Below are 20,955 nucleotides of genomic sequence, written 5' to 3' on the forward strand. Positions count from 1 at the left end.
GGGTGGTATCGTTGCTCTAAACTTAATTAATAACAGTGCTGATGTTGTATTTGCCTCTATATTAATCACGGTGCAGGGCGAAGCGAATGACGCAGCGCAGTGCACCGGATTATTAGAGTGTTTTTTCTATTGCTACAGTTAATGAAATACTAAATGCTAAACTCGAGTTTCAATAATGGTGCATGTTGCTGAGCACCATAGACGTCAGTATCGCCTACTGCACCCGATACCAGGCTGCGCGGCATGACCACCTTGACAGCATTGGCGGGATCGAACCAAACAATGCGGTGTACAAATTTGGCGTCAATTTTATAGAGCTGCGCAATCAGTTCTTTTTTAAATTGCCCTGACGCTTTAATGCTTGAATATATCTCTTTATCCTTAAATAAAATATCCAGCACTAATTCATAAGGACCGGCATTTTTCGATCTGACAACGTGTGCCAAATCTAAAATTGATTTTTTCATGCTACCACTCCTTCGGTTGTTACATTTTCCAGGCGGAATTTAAATGCAACTTCTGGTGTGTATTCCATCAAATGATAAATGGAGAATTCATAAACCAGTCCCGCTCGAATATCTGACGGAGAGAATGGGAAGGCCAAATTACCCGCAGTAGCTATTCGCCCGGCATAACCATAATGAAGCAGAGTAGAGCGGGCGAGTGAACATATGCTATCAGCCATGGCTTGAGTCGGGGCGACAACATCCAGCAAAATACCCAATTCATAAGAAGTGGTATCCGGCTCTGGCTCCATTTTGCCCATGACACCGTTCTTGCCGTACAGATGAAAATTGAGCTTCACCGCATCAGGATCGATTTTGAGGTTTTTTTCGACACTGTTGCGCACTTCGACCAAAATATTATCAATACCGGCAATCATAATGGAATCACGGGTGCCGGCAATACTCAGGGTACGATAGCCCACCGGACGTGCGCCTTCCAACTTCACGGTGTATGGCGTGTTTTCATGCACTGATCCGCTGACACGAACCTGGCCGTTGCCGACATTTTCAAAGCGACAGGCTTTCAGGTTCAACACCCCGCCGGGGCCGGGCAAGAAGTATGGGTCAGATTTTTCATACAAGGTATGTGCCGCGGCCGAGGTTTCGGTAAATTGACGTTTCTCGTTGAAGGTTTTTAAGGTAAAGCCAGTTTCGTCCAGAATACCCATTGCGCAGTCGGAGCCTGATCCCGGTGTTGCTGCAATAGCAGCACATTCCAAAATCTTGCCACAATGCAACGCCAGACCTTCATCGAATCCCCTCATAATCGGTAACGCCGCAAAGCAGGCGGGATCATAAGCACGGCCACCTAACACCACTTGTGCACCCGCTTGCAATGCTTCCTGAAAAGGCTCGATCCCCATTTGAGCAACGATATAGGTTGTGGCATCAATGGCTTCATGAGTCAGTTCAGGGACAAAATCCAGCGACTGAATCTTGCCGGCATCAAGGGCGGCGTGCACCACTTCTTTACTGACGTCGGCAGGGATAACAGCCAGCGTAAAGTTGAGCGATTCTTCTTTGGCAATCTCTAAAATTATCTGGCGACACCACTCCAGGTGCGGTGCAGCCCCTGAACCACCCGCAGTACCGATAACCACAGGAATACCATTTTTCACCCCTGCGGTTATCATATAGCGCAGATCGCGTTTTACTCCAGCGCGGTCGGTAAAAGGTTTACCGGCACCCAAATAGTGAGGGCCGGGATCAGAGGAACCCGCATCTACAGCGATTAAATCAGGTGACTCCTCCATCGCTTTCATAAAGCTCTCTTCCGGGAATCCGTACCCCAAGATGGCCGTTGGTGAGAGAATTTTAAAGGTCTTAGACATATCAGTTAGCCTTTGCATTAAGTTGCGCGATGGTGCGAGACATCTCGTTGAACACCATGTTCATCCCTTCATCAAAACCCATCCCCGGTTTGATTAGCATCCGCATCGGACGGGAGGCGATAGCGACATGCACACAGGTGCGGGCGCTGATATCGGTTTCGTTACAAGTCCCCCCCTGGTACGCTTCCATCCCTTTTTTATTGCAGTAAAGAACCGCGTCCACAATGTTGTGAATACTGCCCAAATCAGGGGTTTTGATCTGCACCATGTGGCAACTACCCGCATCAGTAAAATCGATGATGTCTTGATAGGTGTTACACCATTCATCGGCCACAATTTTGACTTTCGAACCGAGTTTTGCCAGATTGCGGGTAATTTCAGTTAACAGGCGGATTTGGTCTGGTTTATTGCCTGCATCAACCGGCCCTTCGATATACAGACTCAGATCGCCGGCTTGTTCTTGCAGACTGGCGATGTACTCGGCGCACCGCATTGGGTCCATGTCAAAAATCAGGCCAATGGTGCCGTAAACATCAATATGCAGATTCGGTTTGTAGTTAGGATCAACGCGCAGTTCAGCCACGCGTTTGGCTAACCAACTCACATAGTCACGCAGTTTTTCGCCATTGCGCCCCAGTTTTTCATCAACGTTGTTGATAAGACCATGTGGCAGAACATCGACGCCTTTAACGATCATTTTATCCACGGCGATATAACGGTCATCGCCACTTTGACCAAACAGCGGAATAGGTTTGGCAACCAGCGGCAGATGCCATTCGTCACACACTACCTCGGCTTTTAAACGCCCGGTGGCTAACGCAGTGGCATCCAACAATGCCTGAGAAAGGCCGTAACGAATGGCAGTATGTAGCTGTTTGCCATTAATGGTCACGTCGTCAAAGAAACGGGCATTCAGGCGAAACTCACTGATATCGCGCCCTTCCAGTAGGGGTTTGATATGTTTTTCTAAGAAAGGAACAAAATTTGCTGCGATAAACAAAGGATCACGACCACCAGCGCCTGAGTATTGCACTGCGGCACAGTCACCCACTGCTACGGCCCCATTTTCTAAAATTAATTGGATGTTGACGCATTCACCTGCCTGCCGAATGGACGTGAATCCCTCAGTCACCGGCTTGCCTTGATAGATAAACCCATCCAATTTCGCGCCATTTTTGATTGCTTGTTGGTCATCGAAGTAGAAAGATGAGTAACCTGCGGTGAACAGAGCGTGTTTGATTTTCATTATGGTCTTCCTATTAATTTACTGTGGGATACAGCGTTAATGTCATCAATAATCATTTGGAATGAAGGTACACGGCCTTCTTCTTTAGCGCGTTCAGCAACAAAATCATGGTGGAGTGCCAGTACATCTTCAGGCAGGGGTACTGAACCCGGATCGAAGACGCGAATTGCGCCGTGGTTATCGCGGATGGGCATCATCTTGCCAGAGTTACAGGTGGCGGGGGCAAATGGCACATCAAGGACTCCCGCTTCAAAGGCACGTACGGTACCTATCGCAATATCGCCCTGACCCAGCTCCAGAACTTTGTTCATAACGGCGCGAACTTCGCGTTTAATCAGATCAACCTCGCGGTCAACCTCCAGACAAGGTGGGAATTTTTGGTCACGAACCATGTTCAGCATTTGGTTCGAGGCTCTTAATCCTTGACCATTTGCCTCGGCAGTTGGGATCCCGTAGGCCTCATGTGGGCTTTTGGTAATTACCTTGGTAGCACCAGCCATCCCCGCTACTGCGGCCCCCCAAGAGATAACCGCGAATGCACGGGACTCATCTTCCGGGAATCCCCCCATCCATTGATGGAACACGGTACTCAACTCGTAATTGTCGTAGCCATTAGCGTGGAAATACTCATGAGCCAGCTCGCGTAATGATTGGATAGCCGCGATATCTTGCACAATATTACCCACCTGGCCGTAGCCCACGGTGATAGACCGGACACCTTGTTCCAGCGCGAGTAAACCTTCAATAATCGCGACCGCATGGGACACAAACGGCGGGATTAAGGTGCCGGTCAATGGGCCAAATGGCTCGCGGTTAATACGAATACCATGCTCTTCATATACCCCAATCAAGCGATCGCAGTACTGCCAGTCACGAATGGATTTCTCCAGCGTTACGCGTTTTGCATAAGGAATGTTGTAGGAGATCCCGCCGCCTTCGTAGCTGGTAAACCCACTGGCCATTGCTATCTCGGCCAGCAGCCGTGCATCAGGTGTTCCGTGACGGATCTGCAACGGTTTAGACAAACTTTCAGTAATGCTGCGACAAGCTGTTACACCGTGGTTGACGACCGGTAAACCATTGAGTTTTGATGTCCCTGCTTCGATAGATTTTTGGATGCCGATGGCCGCATCTTCGTAACGATTAAGGCGGGTATAGGCATCAATCGTGGTAGGCAGGAGGTCGCAATCTTTTTGCAACGCGGTCAGCAGCGCGATATGTTCTTCGATTAATGCGACCCCGGCACGAGGTTGGCTTAAGGTAATACCTTGGCGGTCAGCTTCAAACAGCGCTTTGGCAAAATTTTTCGACTCAGGAATTGTTTGCTGATACTTGACGCCATCCTCAAATTTCTCAACGTCTTTGCCGGTGTGCCACGTTTGTAAGACGTGAAAACGTTCGGACATAAAGTGATCTAAAGAAATCTTTTTGTTGCGAAGTTCCATCATGACTCCAGTTTTTACTTGTTCAGAATTCGAACGCCAGTTTGGGCGGCAGCTTTAGGAAAGCGACGGGCGACATTGGCGAGCAGGGGAAGTAAACCTTGTGTATCTCTGTAATATTCAAACTTGCCGGGGAGCAGAACCTGCTTGCCCTCATCATCTAAATTGCGATATTTCAGCCAGTTATGAATATCGAATGATTCTGCTCGGGATAGCCACCCGCCAGTGCCAATCACCTTTTTAACCAGGCTTAAGTCGCGACCGACCTGTAGGTCAATATTGCCTGCACAGGTACAAACCTGTGTTTTTTTGCCCGCATGACGTTCAGTGGCATATCCGACACAAATCCCAGCCAACAATTGGTCAAAAACAACTTCTTCGTCGCTACGGGGTAAATAGCCCGGATGTGCAGTGATATGGGTTAAATATCGATAAAAAGCATCAATTTGGCTTTGTTGGTGTGAGAAGTAATGAGCAATCATTGGCATACCGGTTTCGCCGGCATTCATCGCTGAAACGCGCATCCCCAGGTCACCTTCGACGGTTCGTTTAATCAGCGGTTCTGGGATCCCGTGTATCACGGTGTCGGGCAGCATATGACTGTTATAGGAGGAGTAAACATCGGTGGTGGCGCCCCCCATATCTATCAACATGAATGTTTCCCAATCGGGCACGTATTGGCGAATTTGTTGCACCAGTTCGAAGACTGAATAGGGCGTAGGCAGTGGGTCTTCACCCGTTTGATCAACGATGACGTCTAAACCTTTCCCTCTAATAATCTTCTTAAGGAAAATGTTGCAAATAGCTTTACGCGCATCAAACGGATTAGGGCTGTCGAGATTGGGCAGCACGTTATTAACAATGGTTAAATCTTTATCCCCGAGGATCTCCAATACGTCATCTTGCAAGTCGCGATTTCCGGCATAAATAATGGAGCACTTCAATTTAGATTGAGCCAATAGTTTTGCGTTCGACAGGCCATGAGCGTAGTCACCGCCGTCAGTACCACCGGTAAATAACAGGATATCCGGCGGTGATGCTTCTAAAGCCCGTACATCTGATTTATTCAGGTTATAGGCGAAGTGTTGTGACACTTTAGCCCCCGCAGAGTGCGCGGTGACCTTGGCGGATTCGAGGGTAATATTGGGCACCAGCCCAATAGCAGCAACCGCTAATCCGCCTTTGGCCGATGAGGAGTAATCAATATTGACCTGCCCTGACGCTAATAAAGGGCGTGCATCGGCAACATTTAGGATCTTATTCAATACCGAAAAAAATCCTTCAGCCAAATGGTGTGGCGTAGTAGGAGATAATGCATAATTCTTCACATTAATATGGTCATCATCTCCCACCTCGAACACTGCCCCTTTTGTCCAGGTGGAGCCGATATCGATAGAAACGGTGATCATTGCACGCCCCCAGCCGCTGCTTCTGGTTGCATGGCATGTTCAATATCGCCCTTCATTAAAGAACAGACTAATTCCAAATCAGTGTCGGGTGCGAAGACGCGGTTGAATCCCATCTCTTTGAATTTTGACTCAATTTCTGAGAACGCATGTTTACCAATAACCAAATTTCCGCCGACATACAGCAAGATTTCGCCAATTCCGCGTTCAATGCAGTTCTCACGCATACCAATACAATCCACTTCACCGTGCCCATAGATAGAGGAGATGACAATGGCGTGAGCACCGGTTTCAATGGCAGCATCAATATATTCATCCTGACTCACCATCACTCCGAGATTGATGACGTTGAAGTTGTGCACTGTAAACACTCGGTCTAGCACCTTATTACCAACAGCATGGCAATCAGCACCAATGACGCCAATAACAATTGTTGGATTTTGCATGTTAAGTCCTCTATGTAGATTACGATCCGTATATTGGTTTTGTGAGTAGAGAGCTAAATTTATGTTTTTAGCTCTCCACGCGTAAATCAAGATTATTTATTTTATTCTTCAGGTATCGATGGCAATTCACTGGGAATTGGCTGGCTTACAATGTGCTTTTCTAACAAATTAAATACAATTGATTTATTGTCAGGACATCTTGAAAAAAATAAAAAAGTAAAATAAATTATTTTAAACAGGCGGTTAAAATTAAATAAACCCTTTAAAATCAATTTGTTGTTTGTGTGATTTGTTTTTTGTTAATGCATGGTTATAAATATAATTAAAAATGAATGTGATTATTTAGAGTGAAAGTGTGATCCATATAAAAGTTATGGGTTAATTCTGTTTGTGTGATGTTTGTCATATTTATATTTCTAGGGTTGAGTTTTGTTTTCTGTTAATTGGCTATATTTAATGGATTAATATGAGATATTTTATAGATGTGAGAGTTATAATGTTAAAAATAATGGTGAGTTATTATCACATTAGCTGAATATTAAAAACAAATGATGTTTGCGAAAATAATATGTTCATCAACGCACGCCACCCGCCACCATTTTGACGATATGAATATGCGGATAGTGCTTAATTATCTGTGGTTGATGCAGTGTGCTGATAAGTCGGTCTAGATCGTGTCGTTGATGATTGAACAGCAAACCAATAACGCTGCCACTGTGGGCGACGTTCAAACCATAAATTCCGCTGCGCTCAACGATATTCAGTAACTGATGAAATTCAGGCTTAGGCAGTATTGACTGACTGGCGATGGCACTTAGCGTGGCGGCTTCGCCCAAACGATAGTGGCACTGGGTATCGTTAGCCTGTTGAAACAGTTGCATAGCATTGGCTAAGTTGGCTGCCTGTTTAAGTAACAAGGGTTGGTGATTTCGTTTATGGAACTCTTCGGTTAACAGCGTTTGTGTACTTTCAAGTAGCAGAATGTCGATGTCGGGTCGCCAGGTAAAGGGATGATGACTTTGCGCGGTCTGGTGATCAAAAAGGGTGAGATCTTTAAATATCGTGCTGTCGGTGGGTTCAACTGCTACGCAGAGTTTGGCCAGTGACTCGTCACTCAGTGATTTGCCCAGTAAGCGGCTGGTCGCGATAGCTGTTGCGGCAATATCGGCAGTGCTACTGGCTAATCCTTTAGCCACAGGAATAGTGGATTCAAACGCAATGCATATATTCTCGCTATATTGGGCAGGCTCGCCAAAATGCGCCAACACTTGCCTGACCATGTGACGCATACGTGGTCGTTCACGCCAGCCCGGTTCCCCTTCGGTAACTGAAACGGTGCTAAACCAGTTAATTGGGCAAGAGATAAGTTTTTCTCCGCCCAAAATCCACCCTTGGATCAGTTCACCACAAGAGGCAGGGCAACGGGCCTCAGCCATGAGAAACAGCCTGTGGCCAGATGTGGTCTGGATGCCTGATATAACTGACGGGTTGAATGCCGCTCTTATGCACTACTGACCCCCTGGAACAAATAACTATTGCTGACAACATACTCAGATTGCCTGCAATAGTGGTTCATGACTGATATCAATTTGGTGGGCAGTAAAAGCCAGAACATCACTAAGATTGACGACATGACCAATCACTAACAGTGCGGGGGCATGTAATTTTTTACGTACAATTTCATCTTTTAGCGTGGTCAGTGTCCCTTTTGCTATCTCTTGCCGGTGCTGACTGGCATACATCACGGCGGCGGCGGGGGTGTCGGGTGATTTACCTCCGTCGATTAGGCGTTGGCAGATCTCCTCTTGTCGCGTCATTCCCATTAATACGATTAACGTCCCATCCAGTTGGGCCAAAATATCCCAGTTTTGTGGTTCATTTCCCTGACACATATGCCCGGTGACCACATGAAAGCTGGAAGCGTAGTGCCGATGGGTCACGGGGATACCGGCATAGGCTAAACCGCCAATAGCTGAGCTGATACCTGGAATTATCTCAAAAGGGATCTCTTCATGGGCAAGTGCCTCGGCTTCTTCTCCACCTCGGCCAAATACATAAGGGTCGCCTCCTTTAAGACGAACAACATTTTTACCCGCCAGGGCATGCTCGACCAAGATTTGATTGATCTGTTCTTGTGGGACTGGATGATGATTTGAGGTTTTCCCCACATTAATAATCTGGCAATGGGGTGGTGCTTGAGAAATTAACTCAAGATTAACCAGACGGTCATGCACAATAACTTGAGCTTCACGAATGGCTAGCAATCCTTTTACAGTGATTAGAGATGCATCCCCCGGTCCCGCCCCAACTAACAATACTTTTCCTTTACTCATTCGAGCAACCTTTATGGCCGATAAGATTTATAATTTTATTAAAAATTAATCACCAGAAATGCGTTATATAAAAACGGCATATGATTATTAAACTCCGCATCATTATTCATAAATATGGGATTATATATTTGACCTTGCTCCCAATATTTAATCATTTTATGGAATGATCTCTTTCAAATATTTCTCATTTGATGTTTTATTTCATAACTATATGATTTTTATATTAAATTATGATTTTATTTTATTTATGTTAACGCTAAAACATCAATATTTAAATGTGCAATGTCCTTAGTTATAGTTTTGGTTTATTCGCTTATTTTTTATCTTTAATATGATATTGCTATTGATAATTATGAAGGCTATCACAAAAATGATGGAGACCCATGTCTATCTAAATAGAAATGTGTATTTTAAAAATCAAAAAAAGAAGCGTCGCTATCAATATTTGAATATTAGTTGTGCCCAGGTGCACACAACTATTTAATCGGTGTTTTATGAAATAATGGGTGAGCTATAATGCGGTGTAAAATTCCTAAAACTGATTTATTAGTGACATTTGAAGCTGTTGCTCAATATGAAAGCTACACGCGAGCGGCAGAAAAGTTAGCGTTAACCCAAAGTGCTGTTTTCCGTCAAATTACAGCATTGGAGGAGCTACTTAATGTGTCATTATTCCACCATGTCCGTAAGCGAATTTTCCTCAATGATGCGGGTCGTTATTATCTTGGTTTAGTCAGAGATACATTGGAGCAACTGGAAAGAGATACGCAAAGCATTATGTCTTACCAGTCAACTCAGCAAGTGTTGGAGCTGGCGGTTACACCAACATTTAGCACACATTGGCTCATTCCAAATCTCAGTGACTTTCATGAGAAGCATCCTGAGATTGTCCTCAATTTAGTGGCGCTGACTACGCCTGCTGATTTTCTAAATTTGAAATACGATGCGGCAATTATGCGTGAGGATTTCTGTAGCCCGTGGGCTGAAAATGAGCACTTGTTTGAAGAAGAGCTAGTGCCTGTCTGCAGCCGGATGTTGTGGCAGGATGAGAAAAAAGTGATGCTTGCAGAGCAGTTGATGGATGAACTTACGTTGCTTCATCAAACAACTCGTTTAGATTCGTGGCATGACTGGTTTACATTATCAGGCGTTAATAGCCCTAAAGTACGAATGGGGCCGCGTTTTGATCTTTTATCGATGTTGATTTCTGCTGTGCGCTCCAATCTTGGCATGGCGTTATTGCCCCGATTTGCTATTCACAAGGATTTGGAAAATGGTGATATGGTCATTCCATGTGATTTACCCATGAGCACGGGAAACCATTTTGTACTGACCTACAAAGAAGGTAAAAGAGGGTTGAGAAGCTTGCAAAAATTAAGTCGTTGGCTCCATGATAAATCTAAAGAGGAAGAGCTAAAAAGAGCATGGGTTAATTAATTTTTTAAAGCGACAGATAAAGAATTATATTTTATTTTTTAAAATAAAATATATGTTTTGAGTGTGGTATTAAATTAATGTTGTGTTCTGAATTTACGATGATAATTGAGTTATCGTATTTTTATGGCATATTACCATAGCGCAGCCATTTTTGGTGTGTGCCTATTTCTAATGGGCTATTATCTTGGTTTTTCTTTCTTTTTCGGCTGTAAATATTGTGCTGGAGTTATTCACCAATACGCATTATGTGTTGCAGATAGAACAATTGCTTTTTATTTTACTCTATTAATAATAGCACGATGATACCAGCGACTTACTGAGGTTTTTTTATTCTTTGATTTTTTAAATACAAAGGGTCAGCGATATTTTCTTACTATTTCCCATTCAGCTAATCGAGTGAAAATAATGTATAAAAATGATTTTTTCTACCAAGATCTCTTCCCTCTGTCTGAGGACCGCACAGAATATTACTTGTTAACGGATAAGTATGTTTCCACTATTGAGGTTGATGGCAACGAAGTATTAAAAGTTGAACCTGAAGCGCTGACATTAGTCTCCCAGCAAGCGTTCCATGATGCCTCATTCTTCCTGCGCCCAGCACATCAGCAGCAAGTTGCCGCCATTTTGCATGATCCGCAAGCGAGCGAAAATGACAAATATGTCGCATTGCAATTATTGAGAAACTCGGAGATTTCAGCCAAAGGTATTTTGCCGAACTGCCAGGATACGGGCACATCCACCATTGTGGCGAAAAAAGGCCAACGGGTTTGGACTAATACTGATGATGCCGAAGCATTATCACGCGGCATCTATAACACCTTCCGCCAAGATAATCTGCGCTATTCACAAAATGCGGCGTTAGATATGTATAACGAAGTGAATACCGGCACCAATCTTCCTGGGCAAATTGATATTTTTGCTACCTCGGGTATGCAATATTCGTTCTTGTTTGTGAATAAGGGCGGCGGTTCCGCCAATAAAGCAGCGCTTTATCAGGAAACAAAAGCGGTGTTGGAACCGGCAAAACTCAAAGCCTTTTTAATTGAGAAAATGAAGAGCCTGGGAACGGCTGCTTGTCCTCCTTATCATATTGCTTTTGTTATAGGAGGTACCTCCGCTGAATTAACCTTGAAGACCGCCAAACTCGCCTCGACAAAATATTACGATAACTTACCTGGCGCGGGTAATGCGTTCGGTCAGGCTTTCCGTGATAAGGCGCTGGAAGAGGATCTGTTACAAGCTTCACGTGAATTTGGCTTGGGTGCTCAGTTTGGTGGCAAATATTTTGCACATGATGTTCGGGTTATTCGCTTGCCGCGTCATGGTGGCTCTTGCCCGATAGGGATGGCAATTTCATGTTCTTCTGATCGGAACATTAAAGCCAAAATTAATAAAGAGGGCATATGGCTGGAGAAATTAGAACGCCACCCTGAGCGATATATTCCTGAAGATTTGCGGATTAATAACGAAGGGGCGGTAGTTAACATTGATCTTAACCGCCCGATGGATGAAATTCGTCAACAGCTTTCACTCTACCCGGTATCCACCCGCGTATCACTCAATGGCCCGTTAATTGTTGCCCGCGATATTGTGCATGCCAAGCTGCAACAGCGTTTGGAACAGAACCAGCCATTACCTCAATACATGAAAGATCATCCCGTCTATTATGCCGGACCTGCAAAAAAACCGGATGAATTGGTATCCGGCTCGATGGGGCCAACCACCGGAGGGCGCATGGATCCTTATGTCGATCTGTTTCAATCCCAGGGGGGCAGCTTAATCATGTTGGCAAAAGGCAATCGTAGCCAGCAAGTCACCGAATCATGCCATAAACACGGTGGCTTCTATTTGGGCAGTATCGGCGGTTCTGCGGCCATTCTGGCACAGGAGTATATCGAAAGTCTGGAATGTCTTGAGTATCCCGAGTTGGGAATGGAAGCTGTGTGGAAGATGGAAGTCAGGAATTTTCCGGCGTTCATACTCGTTGATGACAAAGGCAATTCATTCTTTGATCAAATTCAAATCAAGGCCTGTGCCGGTTGTCAGAAATAACGTTGTGCTGAGGAAACCACCATGTACGAAGAACGCTATCAGCAGCGGCAGCAACATCTTAAGCAACAGGTTGAGGAGCGGGTTGCTGCCGCGACAAAAAACGGCGGGATCATTATTGTATTTACCGGTAATGGCAAAGGGAAAAGCACCGCCGCATTTGGAACCGCAGCCAGAGCCGTTGGCCATGATATGCGGGTAGGTGTGCTTCAATTTATCAAGGGGGACTGGGAGTGTGGTGAACGTAACCTGCTGGAGCGTAACGGAGTCGAGTTTCATATCATGGCAACCGGTTTTACCTGGGATACCCAAGATAAAGCGGCGGATATCCAAGCGGCCAGGCTAGTGTGGCAGCAGGGCGCGCGGATGTTATCTGACCCTGGTTACCATCTTGTGGTTTTGGATGAGCTCACTTATATGCTCACTTACGGTTATTTGAGCTTGGATGAGGTGTTGGCGGCGTTAAAAAATCGGCCTGTACATCAAAGTGTGGTCATCACCGGGCGAGCCTGCCACCGGGAAATTATCGCACTGGCAGATACCGTTAGTGAGTTACGACCGGTGAAGCATGCATTTGATCATGGAATTAAGGCGCAGAAAGGTATCGATTGGTGATGGGAATCCGATTATGATCACTGCCACGCTCATTTATTCATCAATCTGTTGTTTTATGAAGCGGGATACAAATAATTTGTTGATAACGCTTGATTGTTTGTTCTGAGTTATACTATATTGCGCGCCAAGGAAACGTACTAACGTTCCAAAAAAATTCGCCGGCATAGCTCAGTTGGTAGAGCAACTGACTTGTAATCAGTAGGTCCCGAGTTCGACTCTTGGTGCCGGCACCAATTAAAAACCCGTTATCTGAATAAGATAGCGGGTTTTTGCCTTTGTACTGCTGCCATTGCTGATTTTCTGCTGCCCCCTCCTGAGTTATTTCTTTTTGTGATCCCATTCTCTTTTTGTCTGTTCTCTGCTTGTTATCTATATTCAATTATTGTTGGCTGATCACAGCACGGGCGTTGAACGCCGGGCAGCAACCCAATGACTAAAAGCTATCAAGGGAGTTGGCGGTATGGAGAATCGGCTAAACGTGCTATATCAGGCAGGGGTTATTGATAAGGACATCTGCGATGGCATGAAAAAGGCTGTCGCACAGTTGGAAACGGTATGGGCACTGCCGGTGCGCACGGAGCAGGGGGAAATGGCGCTCACGCATATGGCAAATGCATTAATGCGCAGTCGCCGTGGTGAGGAAGTTGGGCCGCTTGATGATGAATTGTTGGCTGAAATCAGAGCCTCTGACGCGTTTCCACAAATTTTACAGATCCATTTGGCGCTGCTGTCACGGTTTAATTTGGCCCTACACCCGAATGAAGAGGGGTATTTATTAGCTAATCTGTTCAGCTTGTGGATGGCGCATAAAGGTTAATGCCAGTGAGTTTTGCTTTCATGTTAAATATTCAAAAAAATGATTATTAGGCTTTTAATCTGATGGAGTCTAGCGGCAAGCTATGTCTCCCGGCCTTGCACCTAAGTCATTCGGTGCAGGTAAGTCAGTTTCCGTACTCAGATTGTCGTCACGCGTAGCGATGTGGCACTGGTTTTCGCTATTGTGTCTGGTCACCCAGTACTCGAAGCGCTGTATGACAGACTCGGCAATGTTATTCAGGGGGCAAGGTGAGTAAATTCGTGGTGGTAGTCATAGACAGCTTTGGTGTAGGAAGCATGGCCGATGTGCCTCAGGTCAGGCCGCAGGACCTCGGTGCGAATACTTGTGGGCATATTCTGGAGCGTTTTCCGCAATTGAGTCTACCGACACTTGAACAATTGGGGCTCATCAACGCTCTGGGGTTCGCGCCGAACGTGATGAAACCTTCGCTAACGGCGGTATACGGCAGGGCAGCGCTGCAACACGAAGGTGGTGACACCTTTATGGGGCATCAGGAAATACTGGGTACCCGCCCGCAGTCACCGCTGCGCATGCCGTTTTCCGAGGTGATCGATAAGGTCGAGCAAAAACTGGTCGCGGCGGGTTGGCGTGTCGAACGTCAGGGAAGCCGCTTGCAGTATCTGTTGGTGAATCAGGCAGCGGCGGTCGGCGATAACCTGGAAGCGGATCTCGGACAGGTGTTTAACATCAGCGCTAACCTGAGTGCGATTTCGTTTGCTGATGTCCGTGCCATTGGTGAGATAGTGCGTAGCTGTGTGAAGGTGGGTCGGGTGATTGCTTTTGGTGGCTTGCTAGCGAGCAGTGAGCAGCTACTCGCTGCCGCAGAGGAGAAACAGGGTCGTTATATCGGGATTAATGCACCACGCTCCGGGGTTTATCAACAAGGATTTCAGGTCGTACATCTGGGCTATGGCGTAGATGCCAGCGTTCAAGTTCCACAGCAGCTCTATGATATTGGTATTCCAACGGTGCTGGTGGGCAAAGTGGCCGATATCGCACTCAATCCGCACGGTACCAACTATCAAAATCTGGTCGATACCCAGACCATCATGGATATCACCTTGGCGGAATTGCAAAAACCAGGAGATGGATTTATCTGCACTAACATTCAGGAAACCGATCTGGCGGGTCACGCACAGGATGTGGCGCGCTACGCCGAAAGGTTGCAGGTAGTGGATCAGAATCTGGCGATCTTGATGGGGCGAATGCAGCAGGATGATTGCCTGGTGGTGATGGCAGATCACGGTAATGACCCGACAATTGGGCATAGTAATCACACTCGCGAGAATGTGCCCTTACTGGTGTGGCGACCAGGAATTGCCGGAGGGGAGATTGGTTACCGCACAACGCTGTCTGATGTAGGGGCCACTGTTTGTGATTTCTTTAACGCGGCCCCGCCACAGAACGGCACGTCCTTTATGGCGCAACTGTGCGCCTTATCTTCCTCACGGCCCGAGAGTTAGCATCATTGAGCGGCAGCATATTGATGCGACGGGCTACATCTATGCGCAGGTATGTTTGCCCATCGCCGATCCGGTGCTACCTACCAGCACCGCGGGTTGTGCTGTGTTGGGGCGGTTTGCGGCAAACTGACATCGAATGCCCGCATATGTCACCTAACAATCTGATACCGAAGGAATACTCACCGAGCTGTGATTCGGTCGATATATCGAAAAATGCTGGGAACTAAAACGGGCCTATGTTCACCGCAATTGAGCTGATGCTAACTATTCTTCGCCAATTGAGCGACTAATCGATTAACGCCATCACTCATATTAGTAAATTTAGTCAGTTGGGTACGGGTCACCACGACGAAAACCCCAATGTTCTTTTCTGGAATCATCGCCATATAGGTAATAAACCCACCGCCACCACCGGTTTTTTGCATAATTCCTGGTAGTTCGGCATTAGGCGCCATGTAGACCCAGCCTAACCCCAGTGCGTCTGCCTGACCGGCAACATCCATACCTTTTAATGACACCAAATCACGACGTTGGAAATAGAGCGCCTGTTCACGTTTGGCTGAGCTTTTGCGCGCGCTGTTATCAGAAGCTAAGAATTGCTGCATCCAACGCTGCATATCTTCCGGTGTTGAGTAAATCCCACCACTTCCCGCCGCCGCCAGGGTGTTTTCACAACGACTACTGCCTACTCCGACCATCAGACGGTTACATTGTTCTGCCGTTGGGGTCAGGGTGGTGTTTTTCATCCCCAACGGAGCGGTGATTTTATCACGCAGCAAACTGCTATAAGGCTTGCCTGATGCCCGTGACAGCGCATCGGCCAGCAAGTCGTAGGCCAAATTGGAGTAGGCGGCTTTAACCCCAGGCGGCACGGTGACCGTGGCCTGCTTCATCCATTGCCAGCGGTTATCTTTAGTCGGCCAGGTAAACACCGGTCTTTTTTGTGGGCCACCGGGTTGCTCGCGCGGCAGGCCACTGGTGTGGCTGGCCAGATTCAGCAAGGTAATCGGCTGTTTTGCGTTATAAGCAGGGACTCGCGCGCCCTTAGGTGCGTATTTTCGCAGGGGATCGGTCAATTTTACCGTGCCGTCATCGGCCAGTTTTACCATCACTTCACTGGTCATTAGCTTGGTAATTGATGCAATGCGAATCAGTGAGTCTGGCCGTGGACGCAGGTTGTTACCGGGTTTGGTTTCCCCAAAACTACGGTTTACCACTTGATTGTTATCAATAACCACCAGAGCCATTCCCATGGCACCACTGTTATAGAAAATATGTTCGGCATATTGATCAACAACTTGTGAGGTCAAAAGCTCTGTCTTGGCATCGCTGTGCAATGGAATAGTGAATAGAGCAGCGGCCAGTAGCGGGGCAGTGAAATGTTTCAACAATCTTTTATCCATGTTCAAAAACAAAGTAAGTGGTCGTGTGCTTATAGTAATCGGATATTGGCATAAAACATGCTGAAATTTTCAGACAGACGAATAATTTACATTACCGGGAAGTACTTGCCGGGTGTCACGCCAAAAACGCGCTGAAATTGATCAATAAAAGCGCTGAGGTTTTCGTAGCCGACATCCAACGCGACATGGGTCACGGGTATTTTCTCTGCCAGCATTTCTAGCGCGCGCATGAAACGTGCGCGTTGTCGCCAGTGGCTAAAACTATAGCCCGTCTCTGCGATGAAACGACGGCCCAGTGTTCGGGGTGACATCCCTGCCCAGTGTGCCCATTGATCCATTCTCTGTTTGTTAGCCAGGTCGCTCAGTAACCCATGCGCGACTTTTATCAGCCGTGGATCTTGTGGCATTGGTAATTCAAATGGTTCGGCAGGTAATGATGCAATTTCGTCTAGCATCACCGCCATAATCCGCTGCTGGTTCTCAAGTAATTCCCCTCGGGGCCATTGCGCTGCGCGATTTACGGTTTCTCGTAATAAGCCACTTAATTGCATCGTTCGCGGCTGTAGCGGTAAAGATGCACAGACATCTTCGCGCAAATATACACTCCAGCCGTGAAAAGGGCCGTGCGAGCGGAAACCGTGCTGTTGATGAGGGGGAAGCCAGACCACATGTGTTGCCGGTACCACCCATTGACCCTCGGGTATGACTATAGTTAGCAAGCCATTTATTGCTGCTAATAATTGGCCCGCACTGTGGCGATGCGGCGGCGTCATTCGCGCCAGCTTGTCGTGACGCTGTACCACGGTCAATACTGGCATCGTTGTCAGCATCAGTTGTGAAGGATCAATTAAATGAGCTTGCATGGCGTAAAAACCGTATTGAATGACTCAGATACGTTATCAAGGCCACAAGGATATTGCTAGTCTGGCATTCTCAGCATTGGCGCTGGATAACCGGAGTCACCATGATGAATTCGCAACAGGCAAAACAATTTCTTCAACAGGTATTTACTGCTTTGGCTGACTCGAGCTATAGCACTCAAGATGTTGCTGCATTTTTTTCGACCGATTATCAACAGCAAGCTGATGGTAATCAATTAGATTATGAGGCGTTTATTCGCCATGTGCAGGTGTTGAAAAGCACACTTGCGAGTGGAACCATCACGCTGGAAAAAGTGATTGCGGATGGTGATCAGATTGCCAGTGTGCACTTGGTTGATGTGGTCAAAAAGAGCGGGCAAAGGGTCTTGATGAAAGTTATCGCTTTTTACCGCATCGAACATGGGCTGATTCAATGTGTTGAAGAACTGACACATCTGATCCACGGCGAAACCCAGGATCGTGATTTAGGCTCGCGAGTTGCTCACTAGCGGGATATCGTCAAACGAATGAAATTCTGCGGTTAATTCTGCAGAATCATAAGGTTATTCCACGTAATAAAAAACGCACCGGTGTTGGCCGATGCATTTTGTGGTTAAAACCGAAAATCAATTAGCTTTCAGTCACAGGCTTTGGAGCCACATTGGATGATTCTTTCATGCCAAGGTGGTTGTTGCCCCAGCACTGTTCATATTTCCAGCCGGTCAGTTCTTCAGCAACCGCTCTGGCATGGGCCGGAATATCTGCCATGGCACCGCCACCTTTAATCCGCTCAATCTCTTCTAGCAGGATTTTGTGATTATTACGGTCCAGTTTCATTTGGGTGGTGTAGTAGATAGCCACCAGTGCCAGAGCGATAACGCCGATGGCAAATACCCCTACAATGGCTTGCACGGCAACTTCCGGTTGGCTCGATTGCCCAGAGACAAAACCAAAGCGACTTAATGTCCAGCCCATGGCGAAAACAATAATCGAACGTACCATTTTACCTGCAAAGGTCATGGCTCCGGCGTAGATCCCTTCACGGCGACGGCCGGTCAATACTTCGTCCACATCCGCCAGGAAGGTATAAACCGTCCACGGAATATAATAAATACCCCCGGTGCTTAAACCGAAAACTGCGGTAATACAGAACAGTACAATCACAGTTGTTGTCTGCGACCAGCCAGTGAAATAGAGCGCAGCATAGGCAATCACACTGACAATAACTACTTGCAGAGCGATGCGGAACGGCGAGCAAAGCCCATTTTGACGCAGATACCGATAAAGACGGCGGTGGAAATCAACTGCATTATTGAACTGAAACTATTGAGCTGAGAAACCAGTGCGGCATCTTGACCTAAACCAAAAATAATAAAGTAGGTAAATGCCGATGCGAATAACCACTCCGCGCCAAAGCCGAACAGATACATACCCAGATGCTTGCGGAAAATGCGCAGATGGAAAGTAGACGCCATATCAACACACAGCTTTTTCAGCGCCTGGCCGAAACTGCTGGTGGTTTCACGGACCACTTCGCTCGCAGGGCGTTCCCATGATGAGCTATAAAGCCAGATCATCGCGCAGCACATAATCAGACCGTAGGCGATACCGGTATAAAGGAAGGGGGTTGCAGAATCTTTACCGTAAATGGCAATAAACTGACCGGGAATGAAAGCGGCCAAAAAGTTTGCTACTTTACCGAAAATGGCTTTAGAACCAGTTAATTTGGAGCGTTTGGCAAAATCGGTGGTCATCTCGGTCGCCAATGTTTCATATGGCACCATGATGGAGGTATAAATCAGTTCAAACAGCGCGTAGGTCAGTAGGTAATACCAAAAGCCAAAACCGCTCATCCATAACATTGGATAGACAAGTACCAGCGGGATCCCCAGTAAGATAAAGAAGCGACGACGACCAAAGATGCGGCCCAGTCTGGTGTTATAGAAGTTATCGGTGATATAACCCATTACTGGATTACTAATCGCATCAAGAATACTGGCGATTGAGAAAATAGTCGCAGCCTCTACGACTGATAGCCCGCAAAAGGTGGTGTAGAAATACATCAGCCAGGCTCCGCTGATTGCCAGTGCCCCACTTCCCAGTAAGTTGGCACTCCCGTACGCCAGCGTATGCCTTGTTGAAATCTGTTTACTCATTTTTACCGCCACCTCAAATTAAAACAATGTTTCATTAATAATGGATAATCGTTTTCTTTATAAAGGTATGGCGTTTATAAAAATGAGTGTTCGATCACGAAAAAGGGTTTTTCGGCCAGAAAAGGCGCCTATTACAGTAAAAATTGATATGAATCAAATTAGTAGCCAGAGTGGTATTCAGCAAAAAACAGAATATCCATGATAATGCGAATAATTGATAATGCCATTTTGTGACAATAATGACCGTGACACGTGTGGCAAGATTTTAACCAGCAAAATGAAAGACTATTACTAGAATTAGCGCTATTGCTTACAGTGTGAAAATATCACTTTTGTGAAAGGGCGAATTATTGCGGGCATAGCCCATGAATAAATGTTGGTTGCAATCGCGGCTGACAGTGAAGGACGTAGAATGGCAAAGAAAAACCCCTATTATGATGCCAGTAAGCCACATCACACTGAGTTTGGATTTCAGAACCTGGAGCCGGTTGTTCATCATCCACAAGATTTGAAGCGCTGGCGTGAAGAGCGAAAACGCCAGTCGCTACCAAAACCGCCGCAGCAAGGATATGCGCAGTTTGTCACTGACTGGTGGCAAGCGGCTGATTTTAGCGGTCAGCAGGATGCGTTGTGGTGGCTAGGCCATGCGTCGCTGTTATTGCGGGTCAGTGGGAAAACGGTTTTGTTTGATCCGGTACTCTCCGGGCGTGCCTCGCCGCTCAATTTTTACGGGCCAGCACGGAGAACACCGGTACCTGCCAGTGTAAAAGAGTTACCCCATATAGATGTGGTAGTGATTTCTCACAACCATTACGACCATTTGGATGTGACAACGATTAGCCAATTATTGCGCCGCTTCCCCAAGCTGATTTTTCTGGCACCGTTAGGGTTAAAAAGTTGGTTACTACAGCAGGGTGCTCGCCATGTTCATGAACTGGATTGGTGGGATAAACACCTCGCAGCTGAATTTGAGTTTCATTGTGTACCGGCACGGCATTGGAGCATGCGTACACCCTGGGATCGTAACCAAAGTTTGTGGTCTGGTTGGGTGGTCAAGCGTGATGATATTAACTTTTACTTTACCGGTGATACAGGTTATTGCCAGCAACTGTTAACCATTGGCGAAAGGTTAGGGCCATTCAATTATGCCGCCTTGCCCATTGGTGCTTATGCTCCGCGGTGGTTTATGCAGGCCCAACATATGGATCCACAGCAGTCGGTGCAGTTATTTAAACAATTACAGCAGCCGATGACAGTACCGATTCATTGGGGGGTGTTTGAACTGGCTGACGAACCACTGGATGAACCACCACAACAACTCAAGCAGGCATTAACTGAAGCGGGTATGAAACACGACAATTTTGCACCGATTAAAATTGGTGCACGAATATTGCTGGGGTAGGGGGTTTCAGTGGGTGATTTTC

The 20,955-nt window shown here is 46.6% G+C and carries 17 protein-coding genes, 1 tRNA gene and 1 pseudogene; 8 read left to right on the plus strand and 11 right to left on the minus strand.

Annotation, left to right across the window (positions count from 1 at the left end):
• Window positions 1-149 precede the first annotated feature (149 nt).
• The 8 genes from V1956_RS09785 to cobA form a co-directional block, all read right to left on the minus strand.
• Window positions 150-467 (minus strand): DUF4387 domain-containing protein, encoded by a 318-nt coding sequence (locus tag V1956_RS09785; RefSeq protein WP_420071848.1) that lies wholly within the window; start codon window positions 465-467, stop codon window positions 150-152.
• On the minus strand, window positions 464-1,837 hold the full coding sequence (locus tag V1956_RS09790) for an acyclic terpene utilization AtuA family protein (RefSeq protein ID WP_083158308.1): 1,374 nt from the start codon (window positions 1,835-1,837) through the stop codon (window positions 464-466). The genes V1956_RS09785 and V1956_RS09790 overlap by 4 nt, the downstream gene beginning before the upstream one ends.
• Window position 1,838: 1 nt before the next feature.
• Window positions 1,839-3,083 (minus strand): methylaspartate ammonia-lyase, encoded by a 1,245-nt coding sequence (locus tag V1956_RS09795; protein ID WP_372559437.1) that lies wholly within the window; start codon window positions 3,081-3,083, stop codon window positions 1,839-1,841.
• Window positions 3,083-4,528: a methylaspartate mutase subunit E gene (locus tag V1956_RS09800; RefSeq protein WP_372559925.1), complete on the minus strand. Its 1,446-nt coding sequence runs from the start codon at window positions 4,526-4,528 to the stop codon at window positions 3,083-3,085. Before V1956_RS09800 ends, V1956_RS09795 begins: the two co-directional genes overlap by 1 nt.
• Window positions 4,529-4,542: 14 nt before the next feature.
• Window positions 4,543-5,934: a methylaspartate mutase accessory protein GlmL gene (gene glmL, locus V1956_RS09805; protein ID WP_372559436.1), complete on the minus strand. Its 1,392-nt coding sequence runs from the start codon at window positions 5,932-5,934 to the stop codon at window positions 4,543-4,545.
• Complete coding sequence (gene glmS, locus V1956_RS09810; protein ID WP_372559435.1) at window positions 5,931-6,377, minus strand: methylaspartate mutase subunit S; 447 nt, start codon at window positions 6,375-6,377, stop codon at window positions 5,931-5,933. Before glmS ends, glmL begins: the two co-directional genes overlap by 4 nt.
• A gap of 575 nt (window positions 6,378-6,952) precedes the next feature.
• Complete coding sequence (locus V1956_RS09815; protein WP_442825059.1) at window positions 6,953-7,813, minus strand: GHMP family kinase ATP-binding protein; 861 nt, start codon at window positions 7,811-7,813, stop codon at window positions 6,953-6,955.
• 114 nt (window positions 7,814-7,927) lie between these two features.
• Window positions 7,928-8,710 (minus strand): uroporphyrinogen-III C-methyltransferase, encoded by a 783-nt coding sequence (gene cobA, locus V1956_RS09820; RefSeq protein ID WP_442825060.1) that lies wholly within the window; start codon window positions 8,708-8,710, stop codon window positions 7,928-7,930.
• Between the two features lie 516 nt (window positions 8,711-9,226).
• On the opposite strand from cobA, the gene V1956_RS09825 reads away from it, so the two are divergent.
• From V1956_RS09825 to V1956_RS09850, 6 genes are all read left to right on the plus strand, one after another.
• Entirely contained in the window at window positions 9,227-10,147 is a 921-nt protein-coding gene (locus V1956_RS09825; protein ID WP_083158314.1) for a LysR family transcriptional regulator, read from the plus strand.
• A gap of 405 nt (window positions 10,148-10,552) precedes the next feature.
• The gene (locus V1956_RS09830) at window positions 10,553-12,199 is read left to right on the plus strand and encodes a fumarate hydratase (protein ID WP_442825061.1); all 1,647 of its coding nucleotides are present in this window, start codon (window positions 10,553-10,555) and stop codon (window positions 12,197-12,199) included.
• A gap of 21 nt (window positions 12,200-12,220) precedes the next feature.
• Window positions 12,221-12,811: a cob(I)yrinic acid a,c-diamide adenosyltransferase gene (gene cobO / locus V1956_RS09835; RefSeq protein ID WP_420071933.1), complete on the plus strand. Its 591-nt coding sequence runs from the start codon at window positions 12,221-12,223 to the stop codon at window positions 12,809-12,811.
• A 157-nt stretch (window positions 12,812-12,968) separates the two neighbouring features.
• A tRNA-Thr gene (locus V1956_RS09840) sits at window positions 12,969-13,044 on the plus strand.
• A 227-nt stretch (window positions 13,045-13,271) separates the two neighbouring features.
• Window positions 13,272-13,628 carry a PRD domain-containing protein gene (locus tag V1956_RS09845; RefSeq protein ID WP_420071932.1) on the plus strand — a complete coding sequence of 119 codons (357 nt, stop codon included), beginning with the start codon at window positions 13,272-13,274 and terminating at the stop codon, window positions 13,626-13,628.
• A gap of 248 nt (window positions 13,629-13,876) precedes the next feature.
• Entirely contained in the window at window positions 13,877-15,112 is a 1,236-nt protein-coding gene (locus tag V1956_RS09850) for a phosphopentomutase (RefSeq protein WP_372559428.1), read from the plus strand.
• 260 nt (window positions 15,113-15,372) lie between these two features.
• Here the strand turns inward: V1956_RS09850 and ampH are convergent, their stop codons facing one another.
• Both ampH and V1956_RS09860 read right to left on the minus strand, forming a co-directional pair.
• Window positions 15,373-16,515, minus strand: a complete 1,143-nt coding sequence (ampH, locus tag V1956_RS09855) for a D-alanyl-D-alanine-carboxypeptidase/endopeptidase AmpH (protein ID WP_372559427.1) — start codon at window positions 16,513-16,515, stop codon at window positions 15,373-15,375.
• Between the two features lie 86 nt (window positions 16,516-16,601).
• The gene (locus V1956_RS09860; RefSeq protein ID WP_420071930.1) at window positions 16,602-17,378 is read right to left on the minus strand and encodes an AraC family transcriptional regulator; all 777 of its coding nucleotides are present in this window, start codon (window positions 17,376-17,378) and stop codon (window positions 16,602-16,604) included.
• Window positions 17,379-17,479: 101 nt separating this feature from the next.
• Here V1956_RS09860 and V1956_RS09865 point away from each other — a divergent pair, with 101 nt between their 5' ends.
• On the plus strand, window positions 17,480-17,884 hold the full coding sequence (locus tag V1956_RS09865; protein ID WP_372559425.1) for a nuclear transport factor 2 family protein: 405 nt from the start codon (window positions 17,480-17,482) through the stop codon (window positions 17,882-17,884).
• A 121-nt stretch (window positions 17,885-18,005) separates the two neighbouring features.
• Here the strand turns inward: V1956_RS09865 and V1956_RS09870 are convergent.
• Window positions 18,006-19,531: pseudogene (locus tag V1956_RS09870) on the minus strand (MFS transporter).
• 373 nt (window positions 19,532-19,904) lie between these two features.
• On the opposite strand from V1956_RS09870, the gene V1956_RS09875 reads away from it, so the two are divergent.
• Window positions 19,905-20,933 carry an MBL fold metallo-hydrolase gene (locus tag V1956_RS09875; protein ID WP_083158322.1) on the plus strand — a complete coding sequence of 343 codons (1,029 nt, stop codon included), beginning with the start codon at window positions 19,905-19,907 and terminating at the stop codon, window positions 20,931-20,933.
• Window positions 20,934-20,955 lie beyond the last annotated feature (22 nt).

It is taken from the genome of Yersinia sp. 2540 StPb PI, from assembly GCF_052217165.1.
Lineage (GTDB): Bacteria > Pseudomonadota > Gammaproteobacteria > Enterobacterales > Enterobacteriaceae > Yersinia > Yersinia enterocolitica_E.

Bases quoted from the DNA above. Each gene is read 5' to 3' on its own strand.
- V1956_RS09785 (WP_420071848.1), bottom strand. From the start codon at position 467: ATGAAAAAATCAATTTTAGATTTGGCACACGTTGTCAGATCGAAAAAT.
- V1956_RS09790 (WP_083158308.1), bottom strand. From the start codon at position 1,837: ATGTCTAAGACCTTTAAAATTCTCTCACCAACGGCCATCTTGGGGTAC.
- V1956_RS09795 (WP_372559437.1), bottom strand. From the start codon at position 3,083: ATGAAAATCAAACACGCTCTGTTCACCGCAGGTTACTCATCTTTCTAC.
- V1956_RS09800 (WP_372559925.1), bottom strand. From the start codon at position 4,528: ATGGAACTTCGCAACAAAAAGATTTCTTTAGATCACTTTATGTCCGAA.
- glmL (WP_372559436.1), bottom strand. From the start codon at position 5,934: ATGATCACCGTTTCTATCGATATCGGCTCCACCTGGACAAAAGGGGCA.
- glmS (WP_372559435.1), bottom strand. From the start codon at position 6,377: ATGCAAAATCCAACAATTGTTATTGGCGTCATTGGTGCTGATTGCCAT.
- V1956_RS09815 (WP_442825059.1), bottom strand. From the start codon at position 7,813: ATGGCTGAGGCCCGTTGCCCTGCCTCTTGTGGTGAACTGATCCAAGGG.
- cobA (WP_442825060.1), bottom strand. From the start codon at position 8,710: ATGAGTAAAGGAAAAGTATTGTTAGTTGGGGCGGGACCGGGGGATGCA.
- V1956_RS09825 (WP_083158314.1), top strand. From the start codon at position 9,227: ATGCGGTGTAAAATTCCTAAAACTGATTTATTAGTGACATTTGAAGCT.
- V1956_RS09830 (WP_442825061.1), top strand. From the start codon at position 10,553: ATGTATAAAAATGATTTTTTCTACCAAGATCTCTTCCCTCTGTCTGAG.
- cobO (WP_420071933.1), top strand. From the start codon at position 12,221: ATGTACGAAGAACGCTATCAGCAGCGGCAGCAACATCTTAAGCAACAG.
- V1956_RS09845 (WP_420071932.1), top strand. From the start codon at position 13,272: ATGGAGAATCGGCTAAACGTGCTATATCAGGCAGGGGTTATTGATAAG.
- ampH (WP_372559427.1), bottom strand. From the start codon at position 16,515: ATGGATAAAAGATTGTTGAAACATTTCACTGCCCCGCTACTGGCCGCT.
- V1956_RS09860 (WP_420071930.1), bottom strand. From the start codon at position 17,378: ATGCAAGCTCATTTAATTGATCCTTCACAACTGATGCTGACAACGATG.
- V1956_RS09865 (WP_372559425.1), top strand. From the start codon at position 17,480: ATGATGAATTCGCAACAGGCAAAACAATTTCTTCAACAGGTATTTACT.
- V1956_RS09875 (WP_083158322.1), top strand. From the start codon at position 19,905: ATGTTGGTTGCAATCGCGGCTGACAGTGAAGGACGTAGAATGGCAAAG.